The sequence below is a fragment of the Pseudomonas sp. P4_D7 genome (genome assembly GCF_056401755.1).
In genome coordinates this window covers 1-23,282 of record NZ_JBFUIR010000020.1, presented here as the reverse complement: position 1 = coordinate 23,282, position 23,282 = coordinate 1, and the positions used below count along the sequence as shown (strand labels likewise).

Here is a 23,282-nt window from a genome sequence, read left to right as displayed (position 1 = left end):
GCGTGGACACCGACAGTGATAGTCAGGTTTGGCGACATCGCCGAACCTTTTGATACAGGAGTACATCCATGCTGGTCTTACGCCCAGTCGAACAGACTGACCTGCCCCAGCTACAACAATTGGCCCGCGACAGTCTGGTGGGCGTCACTTCCCTGCCGGACGACAGCGAACGCCTGCGCGCAAAAATCGCCGCGTCATGTGCATCGTTCGCTAGCGCAGCGGCGGCCCACGGCCCGGAGAATTACTTCTTTGTGCTGGAAGACCTGGACGACCAGCGTCTGGTTGGCTGCTCTGAGATTCTCGCGACGGCGGGCTTCGACGAGCCGTTCTACAGCCTGCGCAATCGCCATTTCACCAGTGCATCCCGCGAACTGAACATTGAACACGGCGTGCCGGCGCTGTCGCTGTGCCATGACCTCAGCGGCCACACATTGCTGCGTGGTTTTCACATTAATGCCGAACTGGTGCGTACGCCGTTTTCCGAATTGTTGTCACGGGCGCGCCTGTTGTTCATCGCCGCTCACACGCGGCGCTTTGCCGAGGCGGTGATTACTGAACTGGTCGGCTACAGCGACGAGCAAGGCCATTCGCCGTTCTGGGATGCGCTGGGCAAACACTTCTTCGACCTGCCCTACGCGGAAGCCGAACGCCTGTGCGGGCTGCAGAGCCGCACGTTTCTCGCCGAACTGATGCCGCAATATCCGATCTACGTGCCGATGCTGCCGCAAGCCGCGCAGGACTGCATCGGGCGCATCCACCCGGATGGCCAGGAAGCGTTCGACATCCTCGAGCGTGAAGGCTTCGAAACCAACAGCTACATCGACTTGTTCGACGCCGGCCCGACCCTGTATGCGCGCACCAGCAACATTCGTTCGATCGCCCGCAGCCAGACGGCAACAGTGCAGCAAAAACCCCAAATCGATGCCCGCGGTCGTTATCTGCTGAGCAACGACGCGCTGCACGGCTTCCGGTCGATCATGGCCGAACTCGATTACCAGACCGATCAACCGCTGTCCCTCACCCCTGCAATGTGTGCGGCGCTGAACGTGACCGATGGCAGCCCGATCCGGCTGATTGCCCTGTGAAACCCGCCCGGTTGCGCAGTCAACGACAGTGCCCGAACAGGCGCGCAGAAGGAGTTACAGCATGATTGTCCGTCCGGTCAAAGTCAGCGACCTGCCTGCCTTGCTCGCGCTGGTACAACAGGCCGGCCCGGGGTTCACCACCCTGCCGGCCAACGAAGATCGCCTGTCCCACAGGGTCCGTTGGGCGCAACGGGCGTTCGCCGAACAGGTGGAACGCGCCGACGCTGATTATCTGTTTGTGCTCGAAGACGACGACATGCGCGTGGTCGGCGTCAGCGCTCTGGCCGGGGCGGTCGGCCTGCGCGAACCCTGGTACAACTATCGGGTCGGATTGACGGTGAGTTCGGCGCCGAATCTGGGCATTCAACGGCAGATCCCGACACTGTTTCTCAACAACGAACTCACCRGCCAATCGGAGCTGTGCTCGCTGTTTCTCGGCCATGATCAGCGCCACGGCAGCAATGGCCGCTTGTTGTCACTGGGGCGATTGCTGTTCGTTGCCGAGTTCCCGCACTTGTTCGGCGAGAAGATGATTGCCGAACTGCGCGGCAGTGCCGATGAACACGGGTGTTCGCCGTTCTGGGACAGCTTGGGCCGGCATTTCTTTCAGATGGACTTCAGCCATGCCGACCACTTGTCCGGGCTGGGCAACAAATCGTTCATCGCCGAACTGATGCCGCGCCAGCCGCTGTACACCTGCCTGCTCACTGAACAGGCCCAGGCGGCAATCGGCCAGGCGCACCCGAATACCGAGCCGGCGCTGAAGATCCTCCAGGCCGAAGGGTTTACCCACAAAGGCTACATCGACATCTTCGACGGCGGCCCGGTGATCGAAGCGCCCGTGCGCAATATCCGCACCGTGCGCGAGAGCGTCGAGCTGGCTCTGAGCCTCGGCAGCCCCGACGAACAGGCGCCGCTGTGGCTGATTCACAACCGCCGTCTGGAGAACTGCCGCATCACCGTCGCTCGCGCCCGCCGGGTCGGCAGCAGCCTGGTGATCGACCGCCTCACCGCCAAGCGCCTGCAACTGCAACCGGGCAATTCGGTACGCGCGGTGATGCTGCCCAATCAACAGCAACAGGCGGTGGCGGCCTGACGGTCACCACCGCAAAAAGGTAAATCCTTTCAGCAAAAGAGTCCGCGACAACCTGTCCCTTGCAAATTCGTCATGATCCTTGACCCATTCGCGTGATAGCCTTTTCATTCTTCGGCGTTGACACCTTTGTTCAAGCCCTTCCATTCCTTTGTATTGGTGGAACTCGTATGACCAGGCTTTCCCATCAAGATTTGCGCTGTAACTTCCGTCAACTGCTGGCTTCCGACACCTGCTATCACACGGCTTCGGTGTTCGATCCGATGTCCGCACGGATTGCCGCTGACCTCGGTTTTGAAGTGGGGATTCTCGGTGGTTCCGTGGCCTCGTTGCAGGTGCTCGGTGCCCCGGACTTTGCCTTGATCACCCTCAGCGAGTTCGCCGAACAGGCCACCCGCATCGGCCGCGTCGCCCAATTGCCGGTGATCGCCGACGCCGACCACGGCTACGGCAACGCCCTCAACGTGATGCGCACCATCGTCGAGCTGGAGCGCGCCGGCGTCGCCGCCCTGACTATCGAAGACACCTTGCTCCCGGCGCAATTCGGGCGCAAATCCACCGACCTGATCACCGTTGCCGAAGGCGTCGGCAAGATCCGCGCGGCGCTGGAAGCCCGGGTTGATACGGAAATGGCGATCATCGCCCGTACCAACGCCGGCATTCTGCCGAACCAGGAAATCATCAGCCGCACTCGCCAGTACCAGGCGGCCGGGGCTGACGGCATCTGCATGGTCGGGATTCAGGATTTCGATCAGCTTGAGCAAATCGCCGAACACCTGACCGTACCGCTGATGCTGGTGACCTACGGCAACCCGGCGCTGCGCGACGACAAACGTCTGGCCGAACTCGGTGTACGCGTGACCATCGATGGGCATGGCGCTTACTTTGCGGCGATCAAAGCGACGTATGACAGCTTGCGTGAACAGCGGCAGATCTTCACCCAGGCCTCCGACCTGAGCGCGACCGAGTTGACGCACACCTATACACAGCCGGAGGAATACATTCTCTGGGCCAAGGAATACATGAGCGTCAAGGAGTGATGCGCACGCTTCACCGGCCCTTTCGCGAGCAGGCTCGCTCCCACAGTGGATCTTGGTTAAACACAACATTCGTGTTCGACACCGATCAAATGTGGGAGCGAGCCTGCTCGCGAAGGCGTCCGCCGCTACACCGCTAAACCGGCGTCTTGTAAGCCTCTTCCCGCTGCACCGCCCGCGCCTGAATCACATTCAGAATCGCACAGCCCTCGCGCATCAACAGATGCACCGCGCTGGTCACCCGCGTCAGATCACAATCGGAAATACCCTTGAGGTTGAGACTGGCAAAGGTGTCGGCCAGATCGCGCACGACCACAAACCGGTGCATCGCACAGGCGGCCATGTCGCCGAGTTCTGAGTGGGTATTGAGGAAGAGCACCGGGGATTCGGCGTCGTACGTGTCGATGGGGAGGAAGCGGGGCATTACTTGGTCGGTCATAGAGTTCACTCCAAATAGGGGTCAGGTGCTGTATTCGACCGGCCAAGATCGTCGCAGATTTTTCTGCGAGCCGAGACTATAAGAGCCGCGCTCAACGGCCGCAATGAGCGCTTCTGTCGGACTTTTCGGTATTTTTTGTACGCCGTTCGCGACTTCCATTTTTCCCACAAAAGCCCCTCACCCTAGCCCTCTCCCAGAGGGAGAGGGAACTGATTGGGGGATGCTTGGGAGCTACGCCGACTTGTGATACCGCGCTGAATCCGATTTTGAATTCAAAGTTAATCTTTCAGGTCGCCGTGTTAATCACAAACAACGTGGTCAGTCCCCTCTCCCTCTGGGAGAGGGTTAGGGTGAGGGCAAATGCACCTGACACCCCACCCGCATCAGTCACACCACAAATCCACTCACCGCGGTTTGGCCAACTCCATAATCATCCGCGACAACAGATAAATCCGCGGCGCCACGCTCGCTACTTCGGCGTATTCCTCCGGCGTGTGGATATTGCCGCCGACAATCCCGAAACCATCCAGCGTCGGCGTGCCAACCCCGGCAGACAAACTCGCATCCGCCGCGCCGCCACTGCCCTCCTCGGTCAACTTGCGACCAATCTCGCCATAAATCCCTTGAGCCATCGCCATCAGGCGATCCGACTCAGGCGTTTGCGGCATCGGGGGCAAGCCGCGTTGCAATGAAGTCTTCACTTCCGTCTCAGCAATCAACTTGTCCTGCGACACCCGCGCCAGATCCTTTTCGATCCGGTCAAACTCCTCCGGCACCGCCGCGCGCACGTCGGCCTTGGCGGTGGCTTGATCGGGAATCACGTTGGTGCGGTCGCCGGCCTTGAGCACGGTGAAGTTGATGGTGGTCTTCTTCGCCTCATCGCCGAGTTTGCCCAACTGCAGAATCTGGTGCGCCGCTTCCATCGCGGCGTTGCGCCCCAGTTCCGGGGCGACGCCGGCGTGTGCGGCTCTACCCTTGACCTCGACCAGCGCCGTCGCACTGCCCTTGYGCCACACCACCAGGCCATCGGCCGGGCGGCCCGGCTCAAGGTTGAGGGTCACGTCGTGCTGTTTGGCGGTTTTCTTGATCAGATCGGTGGCGACGTCCGAGCCGGTTTCCTCGCTGGCATCAAGCAGGAAGGTGATTTGCGCATAGTCCTTGAAGTCGAGGTTTTTCAGGACTTTCAGTGCATAGATCCCGGCGACGATGCCGCCCTTGTCATCCATCACCCCCGGCCCGTAAGCGCGGCCGTCCTTGATGTGGAACGGCCGCTCGGCCGCCGAACCTTCCTTGAACACCGTGTCCATGTGCGCCATCAGGAGGATTTTCGCCTTGCCGGTGCCTTTCAGCGTCGCCAGTACATGGTTGGATTTTTCCGGCGTGTTCGGCACCAGTTCGATGGTCGCGCCGAGTTTTTTCAACTCATCGATGGCGATGTCGCTGACTTGCTTGAGGCCTGGCTCGTAACCGGAACCGGAGTCGATATTGACCAGCCGTTCCAGCAATTTCAGCGCTTCTGGCTGGTATTGCTCGGCATCAGCGAGCACTTGTTTGTGCGGTTCGGCAAAGGCGTAGGCAGCCGAGAAGGCGAGAGACAGGCCGAGGCTAGCGGCCAGCAGGGAGCGAGAAAATGAGCACGTCATGAAGCGATCCTTGTTTCGCGTCGGGGGGGATTTAACCGTACCCGACATCGGCGCGAGGCTCTACACCGAATGCGACACTGATCTAACCGACAACACACAACCCCCTGTGGGAGCGAGCTTGCTCGCGAAAGCGGTGGATCAGTCAACATTGATACAGCCTGGCAGGACGCCTTCGCGAGCAAGCTCGCTCCCACAGGGGATCTACGGTGTAGCGGTCAAACCGAATCCAGCAACGTCTGCCGGGACTTGTCATCGCAATTGCAGATCACCCGGTTACGCCCGCTGGCCTTGGCCTCGTACAACGCCTGATCGGCATCATTGAGCCAGCGTGTTGCGTCGGTGTGCGCCGGATCGTACGCCGCCAGGCCGATGCTCAAACTGACCTTCAATGCCGGATTCTGCTCATACCCCAGAATCGCAAAACGCTCACGCAACGCCTCCATGGCTTGCGCGGCGTTGAACAGCGGCAGATCCGGCAAAATCACGCAGAACTCATCACCGCCATAACGCCCGGCAACGTCCGTCGCCCGCAGGTTTTGTTTAAGTAACTTGCTCAACTGGCGCAACACGATGTCGCCCGCAACGTGGCCGTAAGTGTCGTTGATCGCCTTGAAGTGATCGATGTCGATCAACGCAATTGCAGCGCCCTGCTTCTGCCGCTTGCAGCGCTGAAAAGCGATCTCCAGTTGATCCTTCCAGGCGCCATGATTGAGCAGCCCGGTCAGGCTGTCGGTGCGGCTCAAGGCGAGCAATTCGCGTTTATGCAAGCCAAGCGTGTAGGCCTGACGAAAGCAGATCCAGCCCAGCGCCAAGGGGTACAGCAGCAGTAACGGGAAACAGGCGTACATTTGTGCAGGCGTAGTTTGCGGAATGAATGCCGGAGCAAACACCACCAGCCCGACGCCGACCCCGAGCAACTGCGCCGCAGAGCCTGCCAATAGAAAACGTGAACCACCGATTGCGACGTTGTTCATTGCCATCATCGAWATGGTCGTGGCAGTGGGCAGCGGATTGAAATGCATGGCGGCAAGCCAAAAGCCGCCGAAAAAAGCGTCAATCAACAGATTGCGGTGTTCAGCGTGGTAAGGAACCCGGGCGCGGCGCGCCCATTGAAACGCCAGATGCGGCCAGACCAGGCCGTTGAAGAACATCAGTGCCCAGACCCACAGCGGCGGATCGAGCGAGTACATCGACACGCTCACGCACACGAGCCCCAGAATCAACCCGAGGATGCGCGACGTATAAAGCCTCCTGGCCAATGAAAGTCCCTTTCCTCCGGTATTTCCCATAAGGACCTCGATCACGCACACCGCAGGACGGATGTGCTGGAAGTCTAACAGGGCGACGTTAAATAGCCATCACCGGCCAGCGGGCTGAATAGCGCGACATCAGGACCGCACACAGGGCAAATATTTGGCTATACATGAAAGGAGCAAAATGGAAAAAAAACTATAAGAAGGAGACCCATGCACACCTATCACGTGTTGATCATCGGCAGCGGTTTTGGCGGTCAATGTGCTGCGGTCAACCTGCTCAAGGCCGGGATCGACGATTTTCGCCTGCTGGAGCGACGGGACTTCTTTGGCGGCACCTGGTGCCAGAACACCTACCCCGGCGCGGCGGTGGACGTGCCGTCGCCGCTGTATTCGCTGTCGTTCGCGCCGTACCGCTGGTCGCAGATGTTCGCCGGACAGGCCGAACTGCAGCGCTACACCGAGCATGTCATCGAGCAGTTCGGTTTGCGTGAGCGCGTGGAGCTGGAGGCCAATGTCGAGCGCGTCGAATGGGACGACACAGAAAAACGCTGGGCTGTGCACACCGCCAGCAAAGGCACCTTTTATGCGCAGTTCCTGATCAATGCCACCGGACCATTGAGCCAACCGGTCATCCCACACTTTCCCGGCCAGGATCGCTTTCAAGGCAAGACGTTTCATACGAACAACTGGGATCACAGCTACGACTACCGCGCTAAACGCGTGGCCATCGTCGGCAGCGGTGCCAGTGCGGTGCAGGTGATTCCGGCGATTGCGCCGCAAGTCGATCACCTGCACGTGTTTCAGCGCACGCCACACTGGGTGCTACCCCGCGCCGATCGTCAGTTCGGGCCGCTGCAACGCTGGCTGCTCGGTCTGAAACCAGCCTACCAGCTGTTGCGCTGGCTGATTTACTGGCAATTCGAAACCCGGGTCATCGCGTTCAAATACTCGAAAGCGGCGATTCACATGGTCCAGCAGCACGCCCTGCGCTTCCTCAAACGCCAGGTGCCAGACCCGGCGCTGCAAGAAAAACTCACCCCGGACTTCACCATCGGCTGCAAACGGGTGCTGGTGTCCAGCACCTATTACCCGGCGCTGAGTCGCGCCAACGTCACCTTGCATACCCGCGAGCAAGGCATTGCGTCCATCGACGAAACCGGGATCAACACCGAGGACGGTCAGCACATCGATGTTGATCTGATCGTCTGGTCGACCGGTTACGACGCCACCGACGGGGTGATTTCCTACCCGGTCAGCGGAAAAAACGCCGTGCAACTCAGAGAGGTCTGGGCGCAATACCCGCGCGCCTATCTGGGCACCAGTCTGCCGGACTTTCCCAACCTGTTTATCGTCACCGGCCCGAACACCGGCATTGGGCACACCTCGGCGCTGTTCATCATCGAATCGCAGATGAACTACATCCTTGACTGCATTCGTACCGTGCAGGCGAAGGGTCTGCGCAGCATCGAAGTGCGCCGTGAAGCGGAACGTACCTACACTGAGATGATTCATCGGGAGATGGAGCGCACGGTCTGGAAGTCCGGCGGCTGCCACAGTTGGTATCAAAGCAAGAGCGGTCATGTGATCGCGATGTTTCCCGGCTTCAGTTTCAGCTACCACCGCTTGACCCGAGCGCTGAAACCGGCCGACCACATTCTGTCCTGAACACGTAAAAGGAAGACGTCGATGCTTTTGCTGTTTGTCGCCCTCGCGGTTTTCGTGGCCTGGAGCTGGTTGAGTTATCCGGCGGTCGGTCATTGGCTGTACGACCTGAACATGGCCATCGAGGCCAAGTTGTACAAATTGCACAAGATCGAAGTGCCGATCGCCGAGATGACCGTCTCGACTTGGCAGGGCGGGCCGTATGAAGCGGCCAGCGCGATTCTGATGCTGCATGGCTACAGCGGCGACAAGAACCTGTGGCTGCGCTTTTCCCGGCACTTTGTGCGCCAGTATCGGGTGATCATCCCGGACCTCGCCGGCCATGGTGAAACCGGCTTCAAGGCGGGCGGCGGCTACGACATTCCGCTGCAGGCCAAGCGCATGATCCAGTTGCTCGACGTTTGCGGCGTGGAGAAAGTCCATGTGATCGGCAACTCGATGGGCGGCTACATCGCCGCGTGGCTGGCGGCGACTTATCCGGATCGCATCGCTTCGGTGGCGCTGATCGATCCGGCCGGCGTCACCGCGCCTGAGGCCAGCGACATGGAGCGGCATCTAGCGCGCGGGCATAACCCGTTTCTGATCAATTCGCGGGAAGAGTTCCAGCAGTTCTACGCGATGACCATGGCCACGCCACCATGGGTACCCAAATTGGTGCTGGACGCCATCGCCCAGCGCTACGAACAACAACGCGATGAACTGGAAGAGATCTTCCGCGATTTTCGCGCCAGCCCGCCGATGGAGCCGAAACTGGCCGACATCAAGTGCCCGGCGCTGTTGCTCTGGGGGCGCAAGGATCGGCTGATCGACGTCAGCAGCGTGCCGGTGTGGAGCAAGGGCATCGCCAATTTGCGTGTGGATGTCTGGGATCACGTCGGGCACATGCCGATGGTTGAACAGCCGGGGAATACTGCGCGCCTGTATCGCGAGTTTTTGGGGAGCCAAAGATGACAATGCACTCTGCCCCTGCCCCTGATCGTTCCCACGCTCTGCGTGGGAATGCAGCCCGTGACGCTCCGCGTCACTGGACGCGGAGCGTCCCTAGAGGCGTTCCCACGCAGAGCGTGGGAACGATCACGCGAGAAATCGGTAGGTCGAGATGAACATTCTTTATGACGAGCGCCTCGACGGTCCGTTGCCGCAGGTGAACAAGGCCGAATTCCTCAAGGCATTGCAGCAAGCGCTGCCTGATCTGGATATTCTGTGGCGCGAGGAAGAACTCAAACCCTACGAATGCGATGGCCTCTCCGCCTACCGCACCACACCGATGCTGGTCGCCCTGCCCCGACGACTTGAGCAAGTGCAAACCCTGCTCAAACTCTGCCATGAAAAAAACGTCCCGGTGGTTGCCCGTGGTGCCGGCACCGGGTTGTCCGGCGGCGCCTTGCCGCTGGAGCAGGGCCTGCTGTTGGTGATGGCGCGCTTCAACAACATCCTGCACATCGACCCGGCCGCGCGCACCGCGCGGGTTCAGCCGGGGGTGCGCAATCTGGCGATCTCCCAGGCCGCCGCGCCCTTCGGCCTGTATTACGCGCCGGATCCATCCTCGCAGATCGCCTGTTCGATCGGCGGCAACGTCGCCGAAAATGCCGGCGGTGTGCATTGCCTCAAGTACGGTTTGACCGTGCACAACCTGCTGAAAATCGAAGTGCTGACCATCGAAGGCGAACGCCTGACCCTCGGTTCGGACGCCCTCGATTCAGCGGGTTTCGATTTGCTCGCGCTGTTCACCGGCTCCGAAGGTTTGCTGGGGATCATCACCGAAGTCACGGTCAAACTGCTGCCCAAACCGCAGGTCGCGAAAGTCCTGCTGGCCAGTTTCGATTCAGTGGAAAAGGCCGGCCGCGCCGTCGCCGAAATCATCGCGGCGGGGATTATTCCCGGCGGTCTGGAGATGATGGACAACCTCGCCATTCGCGCCGCCGAAGATTTCATCCACGCCGGTTACCCGGTCGACGCCGAGGCGATTCTGCTGTGCGAACTCGATGGTGTCGAAGCCGACGTCCACGACGATTGCCAACGGGTGCGCGAGGTCATGACCGCGGCCGGCGCCACCGAAGTGCGTCAGGCCCGCGACGAAGCCGAGCGCGTGCGCTTCTGGGCCGGGCGCAAAAATGCTTTCCCGGCCATCGGTCGTTTGTCACCGGACTATTACTGCATGGACGGCACCATCCCGCGCCGCGAATTGCCCGGGGTTTTGCAAGGCATCGCCCGCCTCAGCGAAGAATACGGATTGCGCGTGGCCAACGTATTCCATGCCGGCGACGGCAATATGCACCCGCTGATCCTGTTCGACGCCAATCAACCCGGCGAACTGCACCGCGCCGAAGCCTTGGGCGGCAAGATCCTCGAACTGTGCGTGCAGGTCGGCGGCAGCATCACTGGCGAACACGGCGTCGGCCGCGAAAAAATCAACCAGATGTGCGCGCAGTTCAACAACGATGAGTTGAGTCTGTTTCACGCCGTAAAAGCCGCGTTCGACCCTAAAGGCCTACTCAATCCCGGCAAGAACATTCCGACCCTGCACCGCTGCGCCGAATTCGGTGCCATGCATATTCATGCCGGGCAATTGCCGTTCCCCGAACTGGAGCGTTTCTAATGGCTGACGTCGATGCCGCCGGCGCCTTGCTTGATCAGGTCAACGAAGCGCGGGCCAACGCCACTCCGTTGAAGATTCAGGGCGGCAACAGCAAAGCCTTTCTCGGCCGCGAAGTAGCCGGTGAAGTGCTCGATACCCGCGCCCACTGCGGCATCGTCCGTTATGAACCGACCGAACTGGTGGTCACGGCGCGCGCCGGCACGCCGTTGTCAGAGCTGCTGGCGGCGCTAGACGCTGCCGGGCAAATGCTGCCGTGCGAACCGCCGGCATTCGGTGAAGGCGCCACCGTCGGCGGCATGATCGCCACCGGGTTGTCCGGGCCACGACGGCCGTGGTCTGGCTCAGTGCGCGACTTCGTCCTCGGCACCCGAGTCATCACCGGCCTCGGTCAGCACCTGCGTTTCGGCGGCGAAGTGATGAAGAACGTCGCCGGTTATGACCTGTCGCGGTTGATGGCCGGCAGTTACGGCTGCCTCGGCGTGCTCACCGAAGTGTCGCTGAAAGTCCTGCCGAAACCGCGCCAGTGCCTGAGCATTCGCCTCGACATGGAATGCGCGCGGGCGCTGGCGAAGCTTGCCGAATGGGGTCAGCAACCGTTGCCGATCAGCGCCGCGTGCCACGATGGCCAGAGCCTGTATTTGCGGCTTGAGGGCGGCGAAGGTTCGGTGACGGCGGCGCATCAACGCCTCGGGGGTGAGCCGTTGGATTCAGGGTTCTGGCGGGATCTGAATGAGCAGCGTCTTGCGTTTTTCAACGAAGGTTTGCCGCTGTGGCGCTTGTCGTTGCCGAACAATCTCGGGCCGCTGGATCTGCCCGGCGAGCAACTGATCGACTGGGCCGGTGCACAACGCTGGCTGAAATCCGACGTCGAGCACATTCATATTCTTGCTCAGGAACTCGGCGGCCATGCCACCTGCTTTACCCACGGCGCCAGTTCTTCGCCGTTTCAGCCGCTGGCCTGGACACTGCTGCGCTATCACCGACAACTCAAAGCGCAACTCGACCCGCAAGGGCTGTTCAACCCCGGGCGCATGTACGCGGAGTTCTAGCCATGCAAACCACCCTCAGCGAACAATCGCGCCAATTACCCCGCGCCGCCGAGGCAGAAAAGATTCTGCGCACCTGCGTGCATTGCGGCTTTTGCAACGCGACCTGCCCGACCTATCAGTTGCTCGGCGATGAACTCGATGGCCCGCGCGGGCGCATCTACCTGATCAAGCAAGTGCTCGAAGGCGCACCCGCGACGGCGCAGACGCAACTGCACCTGGACCGCTGCCTGTCGTGCCGCAACTGCGAAACCACCTGCCCGTCCGGCGTCGACTATCACAACCTGCTCGACATTGGCCGCGCGGTGGTCGATCACGCGGTGCCACGTCCGGCCGCGCAACGCCTATTGCGCGAAGGGTTGCGCGCATTGGCGCCGAATCCGGGGTTGTTCAAAGGCTTGCTGCGGGTGGGCACGACGTTTCGGCCGCTGTTGCCGCGCTTGCTGGAAAGCAAACTGCCGCAGCATCTGCCGTTTTCCGGTTTGCGCCCTGCCCCGCGCCATGCCCGGCAGGTGTTGTTGCTTGAAGGCTGCGTACAGCCGGGGTTATCGCCAAATACCAATGACGCGACGGCGCGGGTGCTGGATCGCTTGGGCATCAGTGTCACCCCGGTGGCCGAGGCCGGGTGTTGCGGCGCGCTGGACTATCACCTCGACGCGCAAGCCAAAGGCCTCGACCGCGCCCGGCAGAACATCGATGCCTGGTGGCCGCACCTGCAATACGGCGCCGAAGCGATTGTGCAGACCGCCAGCGGTTGCGGCGCATTCATCAAGGATTACGGGCATTTTCTGGAAGACGATCCGGTGTATGCGGCCAAGGCCCGGGAAATCAGCGAGCGGACGCTGGATCTGGTGCAGATACTCGCGCAGGAACCGCTCGAAAAAGTCTGCGCGGCGAGCGAGCGGCGGATTGCCGTGCATTGCCCGTGCACCCTGCAGCATGCGTTGAAACTGGGCGGCGCGGTGGAAGCCGTGCTCAACCGCCTCGGTTTCAACCTCACCGCCGTGCCCGACGGCCATTTGTGCTGCGGTTCGGCAGGCACGTATTCGCTGACGCAACCGCTGCTGGCGCGGCAACTGCGCGACAACCGCCTCAACGCTCTGGAGAGTGGCCGCCCTGAGCTGATAGTTACCTCCAACGTCGGCTGTCAGAGCCATCTGGGCAGCGCCGGGCGCACGCGCGTGATGCACTGGATCGAACTGTTGGATCAGTCGTTGGCAGAATGAAGTTCGTAGGATTCTTCGTTTGCCCGCGTGCGAGAAGGCTGCGATCTTTTCCCTCATCCATTCCGTGACCGTGGCAGGAATTTTTTTCATGACCGTGCAGCTGTTCGTCAGCCCCGACCTGATCCGCCAACGCTTCTCCAAAGCGATGTCCGACATGTACCGCGAAGAAGTGCCGCTGTACGGTGCACTGATGGAGCTGGTGGAGCAAACCAACCGCGAGGTGCTTGCACGTCAGCCAGACATCGCCCGGCAGCTCGACAGCACCGGCGAAATTCAGCGGCTGGATATGGAGCGCCATGGCGCCATCCGCGTTGGTACTGCGACGGAACTGGCCACCCTCGCCCGTCTGTTTGCAGTGATGGGCATGCAACCGGTGGGTTATTACGACCTGACTCCGGCGGGCGTACCGGTGCACTCCACGGCGTTTCGCGCGGTGCATGAAGAGGCGCTGCAAGTCAGCCCGTTTCGGGTGTTCACGTCGTTGTTGCGCCTGGAGTTGATTGAGGATGCGCAACTGCGCGCCTTTGCAGAATCGGTATTGGCCAAGCGTTCGATCTTTACCTCGGAGGCGTTGCGCCTGATCGCGCAAGCTGAAACCGCAGGTGGTTTGAATGAAAGCGAGGCCGAGGCATTCGTCCTGCAGGCGCTGGAAACTTTTCGCTGGCATCACAGCGCTACGGTGACTGCTGCGCAATATCAGACGTTGAGCGCGCAACATCGCTTGATCGCCGACGTCGTGGCGTTCAAAGGCCCGCACATCAATCATCTGACGCCGCGCACGCTGGACATCGACCGCGTCCAGGAACAGATGCCAGCCCATGGCATCACCCCGAAAGCCGTGATCGAAGGTCCGCCGCGCCGGCAGTGCCCGATCCTCTTGCGCCAGACCAGTTTCAAGGCGCTGGACGAGCCGATCGCCTTCACCGATCAGAACCAGACCCGTGGCAGCCACAGCGCGCGTTTCGGCGAGATCGAACAGCGCGGCGCGGCACTCACGCCCAAAGGCCGGGCCCTGTACGACCGCTTGTTGAATGCCGCACGCGATGAACTCGGCGACTTCCCCAACGAAGCCAACGCCGCACGCTACAACGCGCTGATGGCTCAGCACTTTGGCGAATTTCCTGACAGTGTCGAGGGTATGCGTGAACAAGAGCTGGCGTACTTTCGCTATTTCGCTACGGAAAAAGGACTGGCTGCTGGAGGGCTTGGGCAGTCGTCTCTGGAGGACTTGTTGCGCGATGGCTATGTGAAAGCGCAGCCGTTGGTGTACGAAGATTTCCTGCCAGTGAGTGCGGCGGGGATTTTTCAGTCGAACCTAGGCGATGCGGCGCAGGCGCATTATGGCGAGCATTCCAATCGGCAGGCGTTCGAGCAGGCGCTGGGGCGCGCGACCATTGATGAGTTGGGATTGTATGCGGCGACGCAGCAGCGTTCGATTGATGAGTGTCTGACACAACTTGCGATCTTTTGATCTGAAAATCTTGAAGCAGCCGCCTCGACCAAATGATGGCGCGTGGCCATTGTGCGCAAGAAGTTGCGCACTTGTTTTGTAAAAAAGCCTGATAAAACCGCTGAGAGCCACGTCGTACAAGGCCTGCAGCCAAGTGCGCAAGAAGTTGCGCAGTACTGCCAAGAAGTTGCGCAGTACTGCGCAACTTCTTGCGCACTTTTGCCTTGAGCGAGCGCTTTATTTCGCACAAGCGCCTGAAAAATCAGACAAACACCCCGGCCCGCATGGTCGCCACAATTGTTGGCACGCTCCTTGATAACAGTCAGGCACCCACCGGGCGATTTCGCCTCCCGGGCACCTTAAATTATTCCGCAAGGAGAGCACCCCATGGCAACACCAGCGTACATGTCGGTTACCGGCGAAAAACAAGGCCTGATCACTGCAGGCGCTTTCACCGCTGACTCCGTAGGCAACACCTACCAGGAAGGCCACGAAGACCAGGTTATGGTTCAGGCTTTCAGCCACGACGTGATCATCCCGCGTGACCCACAATCCGGTCAGCCAACCGGTCAGCGCGTTCACAAGCCAGTTGTGATCACCAAGGTCTACGACAAGGCTTCGCCACTGCTGCAAGCCGCTCTGACCTCCGGCGAGCGCATGAGCGAGATCGTTATCCAGTGGTTCCGTACTTCTGCTCAAGGTACCCAAGAGCACTACTACACCACCAAACTGGAAGACGCGATCATCGTCGCCATCAACAACAAAATGCACAACTGCCAGGATCCAGGCAACTCGCACTTCACCCACCTGGAAGAAGTGCAGTTCACCTACCGTAAAATCACCTGGACCCACGAAGTATCCGGTACTTCGGGTTCCGATGACTGGCGTGCTCCAGTCGTTTAATTACGGCTGATCGTTACAAGCATCGGCCAGCTCTGCTGGTCGATGTTGTTTTCGCCCTCCAGAATTTCGCGTAAGTTGAGCCGTTTTGCGGTCGTCGACTCACGCCGCTGTACAGCACGAGGAACAAGGGATGTTCGCGCCGGCCAATGAAACTCACTTTGCCCTGACCATCGAAGGTCTTTCCGCCGATTTCCAGGTGTTTACCCTCACCGGCCGGGAAGCCATCAGCCAGCCTTTTGTGTTCGAGGTGGAGCTGGTCAGTGAGCAGCCGTCGCTGGACCTCGAAACCCTGCTGCACAAACCAGCCTTCCTGCAACTGTCGCCCGACGGCAGCGGCATCCACGGCCAGATCTACCGCGCCGCGCAAGGTGATTCGGGCAAACGCCTGACCCGTTACTCGGTGACCCTGCGTCCGCAATTGTCCTACCTCGCGCACCGCATCAACCAGCGCATCTTCCAGAACCTCACGGTGCCGAAAATCATCGGCCAGGTCCTCGAAGAGCACGGCATTCAAAGCAACGCTTACGAATTCAAGACCGGTTCGATCTATCCCGAGCGCGTCTACTGCGTGCAATACGATGAATCGGACCTGCATTTCATCCAGCGTCTGTGCGAGGAAGAAGGTATTCATTACCACTTCGAGCACACGGCGACGGCACACAAACTGGTATTCGGCGATGACCAGACGGTGTTCCCGAAACTCAAGCCTGTGGCCTATCAACAAGACTCCGGCATGGTCGCCAGCGACCCGGTGATCAAGCGCTTCGACCTGCGCCTGGAAACCCGTACCAGCCGCACCACGCGTCGCGATTACGATTTCGAAAAACCACGCCTCACCCTCGAAAGCGAAAACCGTGGCGACGCCCTGCCCGACCTCGAAGACTACGATTATCCGGGTCGTTTCATCGACCGCGAGCGCGGCAAACACCTGGCCAAACGCGCCCTCGAACGTCATCGCAGCGATTTCAAGCTGGCTGAAGGCAAGAGCGATCAGCCGTTGCTGGTCAGCGGCCACTTCCTCGCCCTGACCGCGCACCCGAAAGCCAAATGGAATGACCTCTGGCTGCTCACCGAAGTCCACCACGAAGGCAAGCAGCCGCAGGTCCTCGAAGAGTCGGTGACCAGCGACACCACCGCACTCAAAGACGATTTCCACCAGGGCTACCGCAACCGCTTTCAGGCCACCCCGTGGGACGTGCCGAACCGCCCGCCCCTGCGCCACCCGAAACCGCGCATCCTCGGCAGCCAGAGCGCCGTGGTCACTGGCCCGAAAGGTGAAGAGATCCACTGCGACGAATACGGCCGCGTCAAAGTGCAGTTCCACTGGGACCGCGAAGGCCAGGCCGACGACAAAACCAGCTGCTGGCTGCGCGTCTCCAGCGCCTGGGCCGGCGCCCAGTATGGCGGCATCGCCATCCCACGCATCGGCATGGAAGTGCTGGTCACCTTCCTTGAAGGCGACCCCGATCAACCGTTGATCAGCGGCTGCCTGTACCACAAGGAAAACACCGTCCCCTATCCACTGCCGGCGAACAAGACCCGCAGCACCTTCAAGACCCTCAGCTCGATGGGCGGTGGCGGCTACAACGAACTGCGCATCGAAGACAAAAAAGGTCAGGAACAGATCTACCTGCACGCCCAGCGCGACTGGGACGAAAACATCGAGCACGACCAGAAAATCCGCGTCGGCAACGAACGCCACGACACCGTCGAAAAGAACAGCTACAGCGAGTTCAAGGCCGAAGAACACCACACCGTCTACGCCGACCGCAAAGTCGAAACCCGCGCCAACGACCACCTCACCGTGGGCGTCAATCAGCACATCAAGATCGGCACCGGCCAGTTCATCGACGCCGGCCAGGAAATCCACCTCAGCAGCGGCATGAAAGTGGTGATGGAAGCCGGCGCAGAGCTGACCCTGATCGGTGGTGGCAGCTTCATCAAGATCGACGCCGGCGGCGTGACCATGAGCGGCCCGGTGATCAACATGAACTCCGGCGGCAGCCCCGGCAGCGGCACCGGCGCCGCCCCGCTGATGCCCGGCGTGCTGAAACAGGCCGATGCCGACAAGGCCGGCCAGGTCCTGACCCCGGCCCAGATCAACACCCTCAAACGTAACGCGCCATTCTGCGAAGAATGCGAAAAATGCAAGGCAGGTGCCTGTGCCATCTGATCGAATTACGCCCAAGGATTGGCTGGCACAACAGCCGCTGCAGACTGGTGAGCGTTTGTATTTGATTATTAGTGCGGCGAGTGATTCCGACGCGCTGAAAAACCTGTATCTCACCGAACCCACCGCCCAGCTCATCCCGATCTGGGGCGGCACGCCCTACTCCACTTGGCAACCGGTGATGCCGTATGTCACCGAACTCAAAGCCAATTCCGCGTTCCTGCCGTGGATCGCTGAAACCGATGCCCTCGATTGGGGCTGGCTGGCGGTGTCGCGTTCCGAACCGAATGAAGTGTTCGAGCATCTGCGCAGTCTGACGCAGGTGAAGATGCCGGATGGGACCGAGGTGTTTTTCCGGTTTTGGGATGGGCGGCATATCTATCCGATTCTGCATGGGTTGGGGGAGAAGGCTGGGGAAGTGCTGCCGATGTTTGAGCGGTATCTGATTAATGGGCAGTCGCTGGAGGTTGGGACGCGGGTTGTGCCGAAGGTGAAGGATTGGCCGTGGTGGGAGGTGCCGAAGCCGTTACTGGATGGCTTGACCAAGGAAAATCCGACGACGCTGATCAGCAACTTGATGCAGTGGCTGGAAGAAGACCGCCCGGACATTTACACCGCTTGGCCCGAAAGCAACCTGAAGCTGAAAGTCAGCCGTTTCGTGCGCCGTCCGGACGCACCGAAAAACCTTAAAGAAGCACTGTTAAATCACCTGATTCTGGAGCAAGGCTGATGGATCGCGTTGCCTTTGTTGACAACCAACTGAACACCTTCAAGGACAGTCTGAAGCTGTATCAGGAACAAACCAAAACCTGGTACGCGCGGGCTGCCGACAAGGCCAGTCGAGCCGCTGACCTGCCCTCTCTGCTGGGTATGGAGCGAGTGATCAAGGTTGGTGGCACCAGCAAAGCGGTTAGCATGACTGACGGCAATTTCACCTCGAATGTGGCTCAGTGCCCGCTCAAGGGCCCGTTGCTTATCGAAAGTAAGTTCGAGTCGGTTTACGACATTCCGGTAGGCGATATCGAAGTCGAAATCGTCGCCGTGGAAGGTGGTGCAGTCAGCAAGGTCAAACTCGACGCGCAAGGCAAAGCCGCCTGGACAGGTGGTATTCCCGGCAAGTTCTACAAGATTCGCGTTCATAACGAAGTGACGCCGGCGCAGATCGATGCGCTGTTCAGCTCCTACAGCGGCGTAACAGCTGACCTGGAAGGTTTTCTGCGTAAGGAGTGGGCAGGTTTCAAACCGCAATGGTCGAACCTTTCCACCTCGGGCACTGCAATGGCGATTGGTACCGGCATTCTTGAAGGTGGCTGGGAGGCCATCAAGGGTGTGTGGGATGGCATCAATCAGGTGCTCGACATCCTGCAGGATCCGGGCAAATTTGCGAAAGATCTTGGCGCCGGTGCGGATGAACTGATCAAAGTTGCGAAAAGCTCGCCGGACGTTATGAAAAAGGCCATGTTGCTGGCCAGTGACGAAGCTGCTTTGTTCCTGTTGGTACGCAGCGCCGTGATCTGGCTGGCAGGCTTGCCGCCGATGAAGATGGCGGGCGACATAGCGAAAACCACCACGGCAATGGTCGTTGGAATCGCCATCGATATCGTGATTGGTGTGGTATTGACCATCGCGGCTGAAGGTACCGGGGTTATCTACCTCGCCGCCCGTCTGAAGAAGTACGGTGAGCTTGTCCTCAACGCCGTCATCGGCTTTGTGAAGTCGCTGTTCAAGATCATCAATGGCTTTATGGAATACGTCGCGAAATACACCGCTGTCGCGGCGCGGGGTGTGACGGCCAAGGTGAGAAACGGAATCTCCGAGTTGCGTTTTGATGGGAAGCGAGTGACTACCGTCGAAACACCTAAAGCCCACCATGATGCCCCTGTACAATCCAAAACACCGGATGACAAAAGCACAACTTGCGCTAAAAAAACGTGTACCAACGGTTGCCCTGTTTCGATGGTTACAGGTGAAGAATTACTGACTCTGACCGATGGTGAACTCGGAGGTCTCGCTCCATTTAGCTGGACTCGCCTCTATCGAACCAGCGCAGCGGAAATAGATTGTGGCCTTGGTTTAGGCTGGAGCCACGCGCTGGCACAGCGAATAGAAATCACTGCCGATGAAGTAGTCTGGACTGATAATGAAAACCGGGTGATCACATTCCCGCTTCCAAGTATCCAACGCCCGGCGATTACCAATAGTCTTTCGGAAGCGGCCATTTTCATCGGTGACGATCCTTCAGAACTTATTCTCACTCAGGCCGGTGAGCATGCTCAGTTCTATCACTTCCGCTATGATCGCAAAGGCGCAACACTGATAGCCATCAGTGACAAGTACGATAATCGACTTCATATCACGCGCGACATTCACGGTCGAATCAAACGCATCGACAATGGTGCTGGTCGTGCCTTGCTGTTGCGATATGACCGCAAACATATCGTGGCAGTCGACTACCAACAGTTCAACCCGGCAGACAATCTGGAGGAAGCATGGAGCACCGTCCAGACAGTTGTCAGCTATGCCTATGACTCACAATATCGCCTGATCGAAGCGAAAAACGCAGCAGGAGAAGCCGAGCGTTACGCCTACAACGATCAGAACGTAATTCTTGAACGCCGGTTAGCCGGTGGTGCCAGTTTTTACTGGGAGTGGGAAAAAGAGGGCAAATCAGCACGCTGTATTCATCACTGGGCGAATTTCTCGCAGATGGATACTCACTACGTTTGGGATGATAAGGGTAGCGTTACCGTCACCAACGCCGACGGTAGCGAAGAAATATACACCCATGACGACCAGGCTCGACTCGTTGCACAAATAGACCCTGACGGTGCCGAGAATCTCAAGGCTTACGACGACAATGGTCGCTTGGTTGCAGAGCAAAACCCGCTCGGCGCGATCACCGAATTCCGATACAACGAATCAGGAAGTCTCGTAGCCGTAATACCTCCAGAAGACGAACCCACAGGTTTTGAATACAAGAATGGATTCGTAAGCAAGATCAGTCGCGGTAAGGCAGTCTGGAAATATCAACGTAACAATCAGGGTGATATCACCCAGCAGACAGATCCTGACGGCAACACTACCCACTACAGCTATGACCGGCAGGGCCGTCTGCTGGAGATTGGCCATTGCGATGGCAGCCGTCATCAATTGGGCTGGAACAATCTCGGCCAACTACTGGAGGAGCGACTTCCAGATGGGGGTCAACGCAAGTACCGCTACGACGCACTTGGCCGACAAATTACCCGTCAGGAAGAAAGCGGAGCCATCACCCACTATCAATGGGATGATGCTAATCGCCTTGCACAGATCACTCTGCCAGGTGGAGCGACTCGAGCATTTACTTACAACGCTTATGGCCGTGTCACCGCCGAGCGCGACGAGCTCGGCCGCATCACGCGTTACGAATACGCCGACAATCTGCATCTTGTCAGCCGTCGCATCAACCCGGACGGCAGCCAACTGCGCTATCGCTATGAAAACTCACGTCTGCTGCTGACTGAAATCGAAAACGAGCGCGGCGAGCATTACCACCTCGACTACTACGCCAATGGGCTGATCCAGCAGGAAACCGGCTTCGACGGTCGCCGCACCGCTTACGAGTATGATCTTAACGGTCAATTGCTGAAAAAAACCGAATTCGGCGACGACGGCAGCGAACTGGTAACTGAGTATCAGCGCGATGCTGCTGACCGTCTGCTGGTGAAAACCCTTGCCGATGGCAAAAAGATTCACTACAGCTACGACGCCTTGGGCCGTCTCGTAAATGTTGACGACGGCCACTGGCCGCTCGCCTATAAATACGACCTGCAAGACCGACTGATCGAAGAACACCAAGGCTGGGGCACCCTGCGCTACGAGTACGACAGCGTCGGCCAACTCACACACTGCCGCCTCCCAGACGGCAGCAAACTCGATTACCGTCACCAACCCGGCGGGCAACTCGGCAGTATCGACCTTAACGGCTCACGTTTGACCTCCCACCAGTTCAGCGCCGGTCGAGAACAACAGCGCCAACAAGGCCTGCTGCTCAGCCAATACCAGTACGACGAGCAAGGCCGCCTGCAAGCGCACAGCGTTGGTCAACGAGACAAAAGCCTGTTCCAGCGGCGCTACAGCTACGATGCCAACGGAAACCTCAGCGGCGTAAATGACAGTCGTAAAGGCAACCGCAGCTACCACTACGACCCTCTCGACCGCCTAATCAGCGTGCGCGGCGCCACACCGGAAAGCTTCGCCCACGACCCGGCGGGCAACTTGCTCGGCCAAAGCAACGAAGGCACAGCCAATCTCGCCAACGTCAAAGGCAATCGGCTGCTGATGCAGGGTGATCGTCACTACGAGTACGACGCGTATGGCAACCTGAGTCGTGAGCGTCGAGGTACCGGGCAGAAACTCGTCACCAAATATAGCTACGACTGCCAACATCGCTTGATCGGCGTTAGCCTGCCGGGTGGCAGCATTGCAACCTACAAGTACGATGCCTTCGGTCGACGTATAGAAAAAACCGTCGACGGCCACACCACTGAATTCCTGTGGCAAGGCGAAAGACTTATCGCGGAAAGTGCCGAAAATCGCTACCGCAGCTACATCTATGAACCGGGGAGTTTCCGCCCGCTCGCGATGCTCGATGGCGAAGGCCCACGCAAGGCCACACCGTTTTACTACCAACTCGACCACCTTGGCACACCGCAGGAGCTCACCGACTACAGTGGTGAAATCATGTGGTCGGCGAAGTACCGAGCCTACGGTAACTTGGCAGCGCTGGACGTCAGCGAGATCGATAACCCATTGCGCTTCCAGGGTCAGTATTTCGATACCGAATCAGGATTACATTACAACCGCCACCGCTACTACAATCCGGGGACTGGACGGTTTTTAACGCCGGATCCGATAAAGCTAGTCGGTGGATTGAACGGTTACCAATACGTGCCGAATCCAACGGGCTGGGTAGATCCGCTAGGTTTAAATTGTACTCCAGGACAATGTCCTGATGCCGAACCTCCCAAATGGACTGAAAATTCAGTATTTAATAAATACCCAAAGAAAACGGTCATAAAAACCTCTGGGCCAGAGGAACAAGCCGCTTTCCTACAAGAACATTTGCCTGGACTGCCTAAGGAGCAGGCTCAAATGATCCTTGAACAATCGTATAAAAAAGGAACGTCCGTTGTCATCGGCGGAAGTCGAGTAAGGGGGGACAGTCACCCCGGTAGCGACTTGGATGTTGGATTCGGAGATGTCAATGCAAATAAAGCCGGCAAAATACTTAAGGACCTTAAAAAATCATTTGAGGGAAAGGAAGGCTTTTTGTCGCTCGAAGAAACTAAAATCGCGCCGGGCAACAAAACTGCATCCATTGAAGAAATAAAATCTCCAGAAGAATTTTTCCAACGCTCAGGTAAACGTTCTGAGCAGGATCAGAAAGCAGGTGAAGCTTATAGACCATCAGGTTCAATAACGCTTAAAGAGGATGGTACGATCACGCTAATACCACCTGGAGAACTTCCATGATATTTAAATCAGCCGGCACAGAAGTCAATCTAAACACGGTCACTTACAGGAGCCTTGGCTTCGGTGAGAAATCAATTCTCGAAACAAAAAAATACGAAATGACGATAAACAACGATGAGTTCCCGGAAAACTTCATCAACCATGCAAACTCATTTATTG

The 23,282-nt window shown here is 58.8% G+C and carries 16 protein-coding genes; 13 read left to right on the top strand and 3 right to left on the bottom strand.

Going from position 1 to position 23,282, the window contains the following annotated elements; translation table 11 throughout:
* The first annotated feature begins 68 nt into the window (after positions 1-68).
* The 3 genes from AC1DVF_RS14935 (at position 69) to AC1DVF_RS14925 (ending at position 3,218) form a co-directional block, all read left to right on the top strand.
* Positions 69-1,085: an arginine N-succinyltransferase gene (locus AC1DVF_RS14935; RefSeq protein WP_093439039.1), complete on the top strand. Its 1,017-nt coding sequence runs from the start codon at positions 69-71 to the stop codon at positions 1,083-1,085.
* Between the two features lie 61 nt (positions 1,086-1,146).
* The gene (gene astA / locus AC1DVF_RS14930) at positions 1,147-2,181 is read left to right on the top strand and encodes an arginine N-succinyltransferase (protein WP_477782689.1); all 1,035 of its coding nucleotides are present in this window, start codon (positions 1,147-1,149) and stop codon (positions 2,179-2,181) included.
* Between the two features lie 167 nt (positions 2,182-2,348).
* Entirely contained in the window at positions 2,349-3,218 is an 870-nt protein-coding gene (locus tag AC1DVF_RS14925; protein ID WP_460090460.1) for an isocitrate lyase/PEP mutase family protein, read from the top strand.
* 133 nt (positions 3,219-3,351) lie between these two features.
* Here the strand turns inward: AC1DVF_RS14925 and AC1DVF_RS14920 are convergent, their stop codons facing one another.
* The 3 genes from AC1DVF_RS14920 to AC1DVF_RS14910 all read right to left on the bottom strand — a co-directional run bounded on the left by AC1DVF_RS14920 (position 3,352) and on the right by AC1DVF_RS14910 (position 6,586).
* Complete coding sequence (locus AC1DVF_RS14920; RefSeq protein WP_477782688.1) at positions 3,352-3,654, bottom strand: hypothetical protein; 303 nt, start codon at positions 3,652-3,654, stop codon at positions 3,352-3,354.
* A gap of 404 nt (positions 3,655-4,058) precedes the next feature.
* A complete protein-coding gene (locus AC1DVF_RS14915; protein WP_477782687.1) occupies positions 4,059-5,297 on the bottom strand; it encodes a M20/M25/M40 family metallo-hydrolase in 1,239 nt (412 codons plus the stop codon).
* A 215-nt stretch (positions 5,298-5,512) separates the two neighbouring features.
* Positions 5,513-6,586 carry a diguanylate cyclase gene (locus AC1DVF_RS14910; RefSeq protein WP_477782686.1) on the bottom strand — a complete coding sequence of 358 codons (1,074 nt, stop codon included), beginning with the start codon at positions 6,584-6,586 and terminating at the stop codon, positions 5,513-5,515.
* Positions 6,587-6,763: 177 nt separating this feature from the next.
* Between AC1DVF_RS14910 and AC1DVF_RS14905 the strand changes: the two genes are divergently transcribed.
* The 10 genes from AC1DVF_RS14905 (at position 6,764) to AC1DVF_RS14860 (ending at position 23,123) form a co-directional block, all read left to right on the top strand.
* Entirely contained in the window at positions 6,764-8,218 is a 1,455-nt protein-coding gene (locus AC1DVF_RS14905; protein ID WP_477782685.1) for a flavin-containing monooxygenase, read from the top strand.
* 21 nt (positions 8,219-8,239) lie between these two features.
* Positions 8,240-9,166 (top strand): alpha/beta fold hydrolase, encoded by a 927-nt coding sequence (locus AC1DVF_RS14900; RefSeq protein WP_460127942.1) that lies wholly within the window; start codon positions 8,240-8,242, stop codon positions 9,164-9,166.
* A 148-nt stretch (positions 9,167-9,314) separates the two neighbouring features.
* Complete coding sequence (glcD, locus tag AC1DVF_RS14895; protein WP_477782684.1) at positions 9,315-10,814, top strand: glycolate oxidase subunit GlcD; 1,500 nt, start codon at positions 9,315-9,317, stop codon at positions 10,812-10,814.
* Positions 10,814-11,863 carry a glycolate oxidase subunit GlcE gene (glcE, locus tag AC1DVF_RS14890; protein WP_477782683.1) on the top strand — a complete coding sequence of 350 codons (1,050 nt, stop codon included), beginning with the start codon at positions 10,814-10,816 and terminating at the stop codon, positions 11,861-11,863. The genes glcD and glcE overlap by 1 nt, the downstream gene beginning before the upstream one ends.
* 2 nt (positions 11,864-11,865) lie before the next feature.
* Positions 11,866-13,086, top strand: a complete 1,221-nt coding sequence (gene glcF / locus AC1DVF_RS14885; protein ID WP_477782682.1) for a glycolate oxidase subunit GlcF — start codon at positions 11,866-11,868, stop codon at positions 13,084-13,086.
* 88 nt (positions 13,087-13,174) lie between these two features.
* On the top strand, positions 13,175-14,557 hold the full coding sequence (hglS, locus tag AC1DVF_RS14880) for a 2-oxoadipate dioxygenase/decarboxylase HglS (RefSeq protein WP_477782681.1): 1,383 nt from the start codon (positions 13,175-13,177) through the stop codon (positions 14,555-14,557).
* Between the two features lie 366 nt (positions 14,558-14,923).
* Positions 14,924-15,439: an Hcp family type VI secretion system effector gene (locus AC1DVF_RS14875; protein WP_007919523.1), complete on the top strand. Its 516-nt coding sequence runs from the start codon at positions 14,924-14,926 to the stop codon at positions 15,437-15,439.
* 130 nt (positions 15,440-15,569) lie between these two features.
* The gene (locus tag AC1DVF_RS14870; RefSeq protein ID WP_477782680.1) at positions 15,570-17,612 is read left to right on the top strand and encodes a type VI secretion system Vgr family protein; all 2,043 of its coding nucleotides are present in this window, start codon (positions 15,570-15,572) and stop codon (positions 17,610-17,612) included.
* Positions 17,602-18,339 (top strand): DUF4123 domain-containing protein, encoded by a 738-nt coding sequence (locus tag AC1DVF_RS14865; protein ID WP_477782679.1) that lies wholly within the window; start codon positions 17,602-17,604, stop codon positions 18,337-18,339. The genes AC1DVF_RS14870 and AC1DVF_RS14865 overlap by 11 nt, the downstream gene beginning before the upstream one ends.
* Positions 18,339-23,123, top strand: coding sequence for an RHS repeat-associated core domain-containing protein (locus AC1DVF_RS14860; RefSeq protein ID WP_477782678.1), 4,785 nt, complete (start codon positions 18,339-18,341; stop codon positions 23,121-23,123). The genes AC1DVF_RS14865 and AC1DVF_RS14860 overlap by 1 nt, the downstream gene beginning before the upstream one ends.
* Positions 23,124-23,282: the final 159 nt, after the last annotated feature.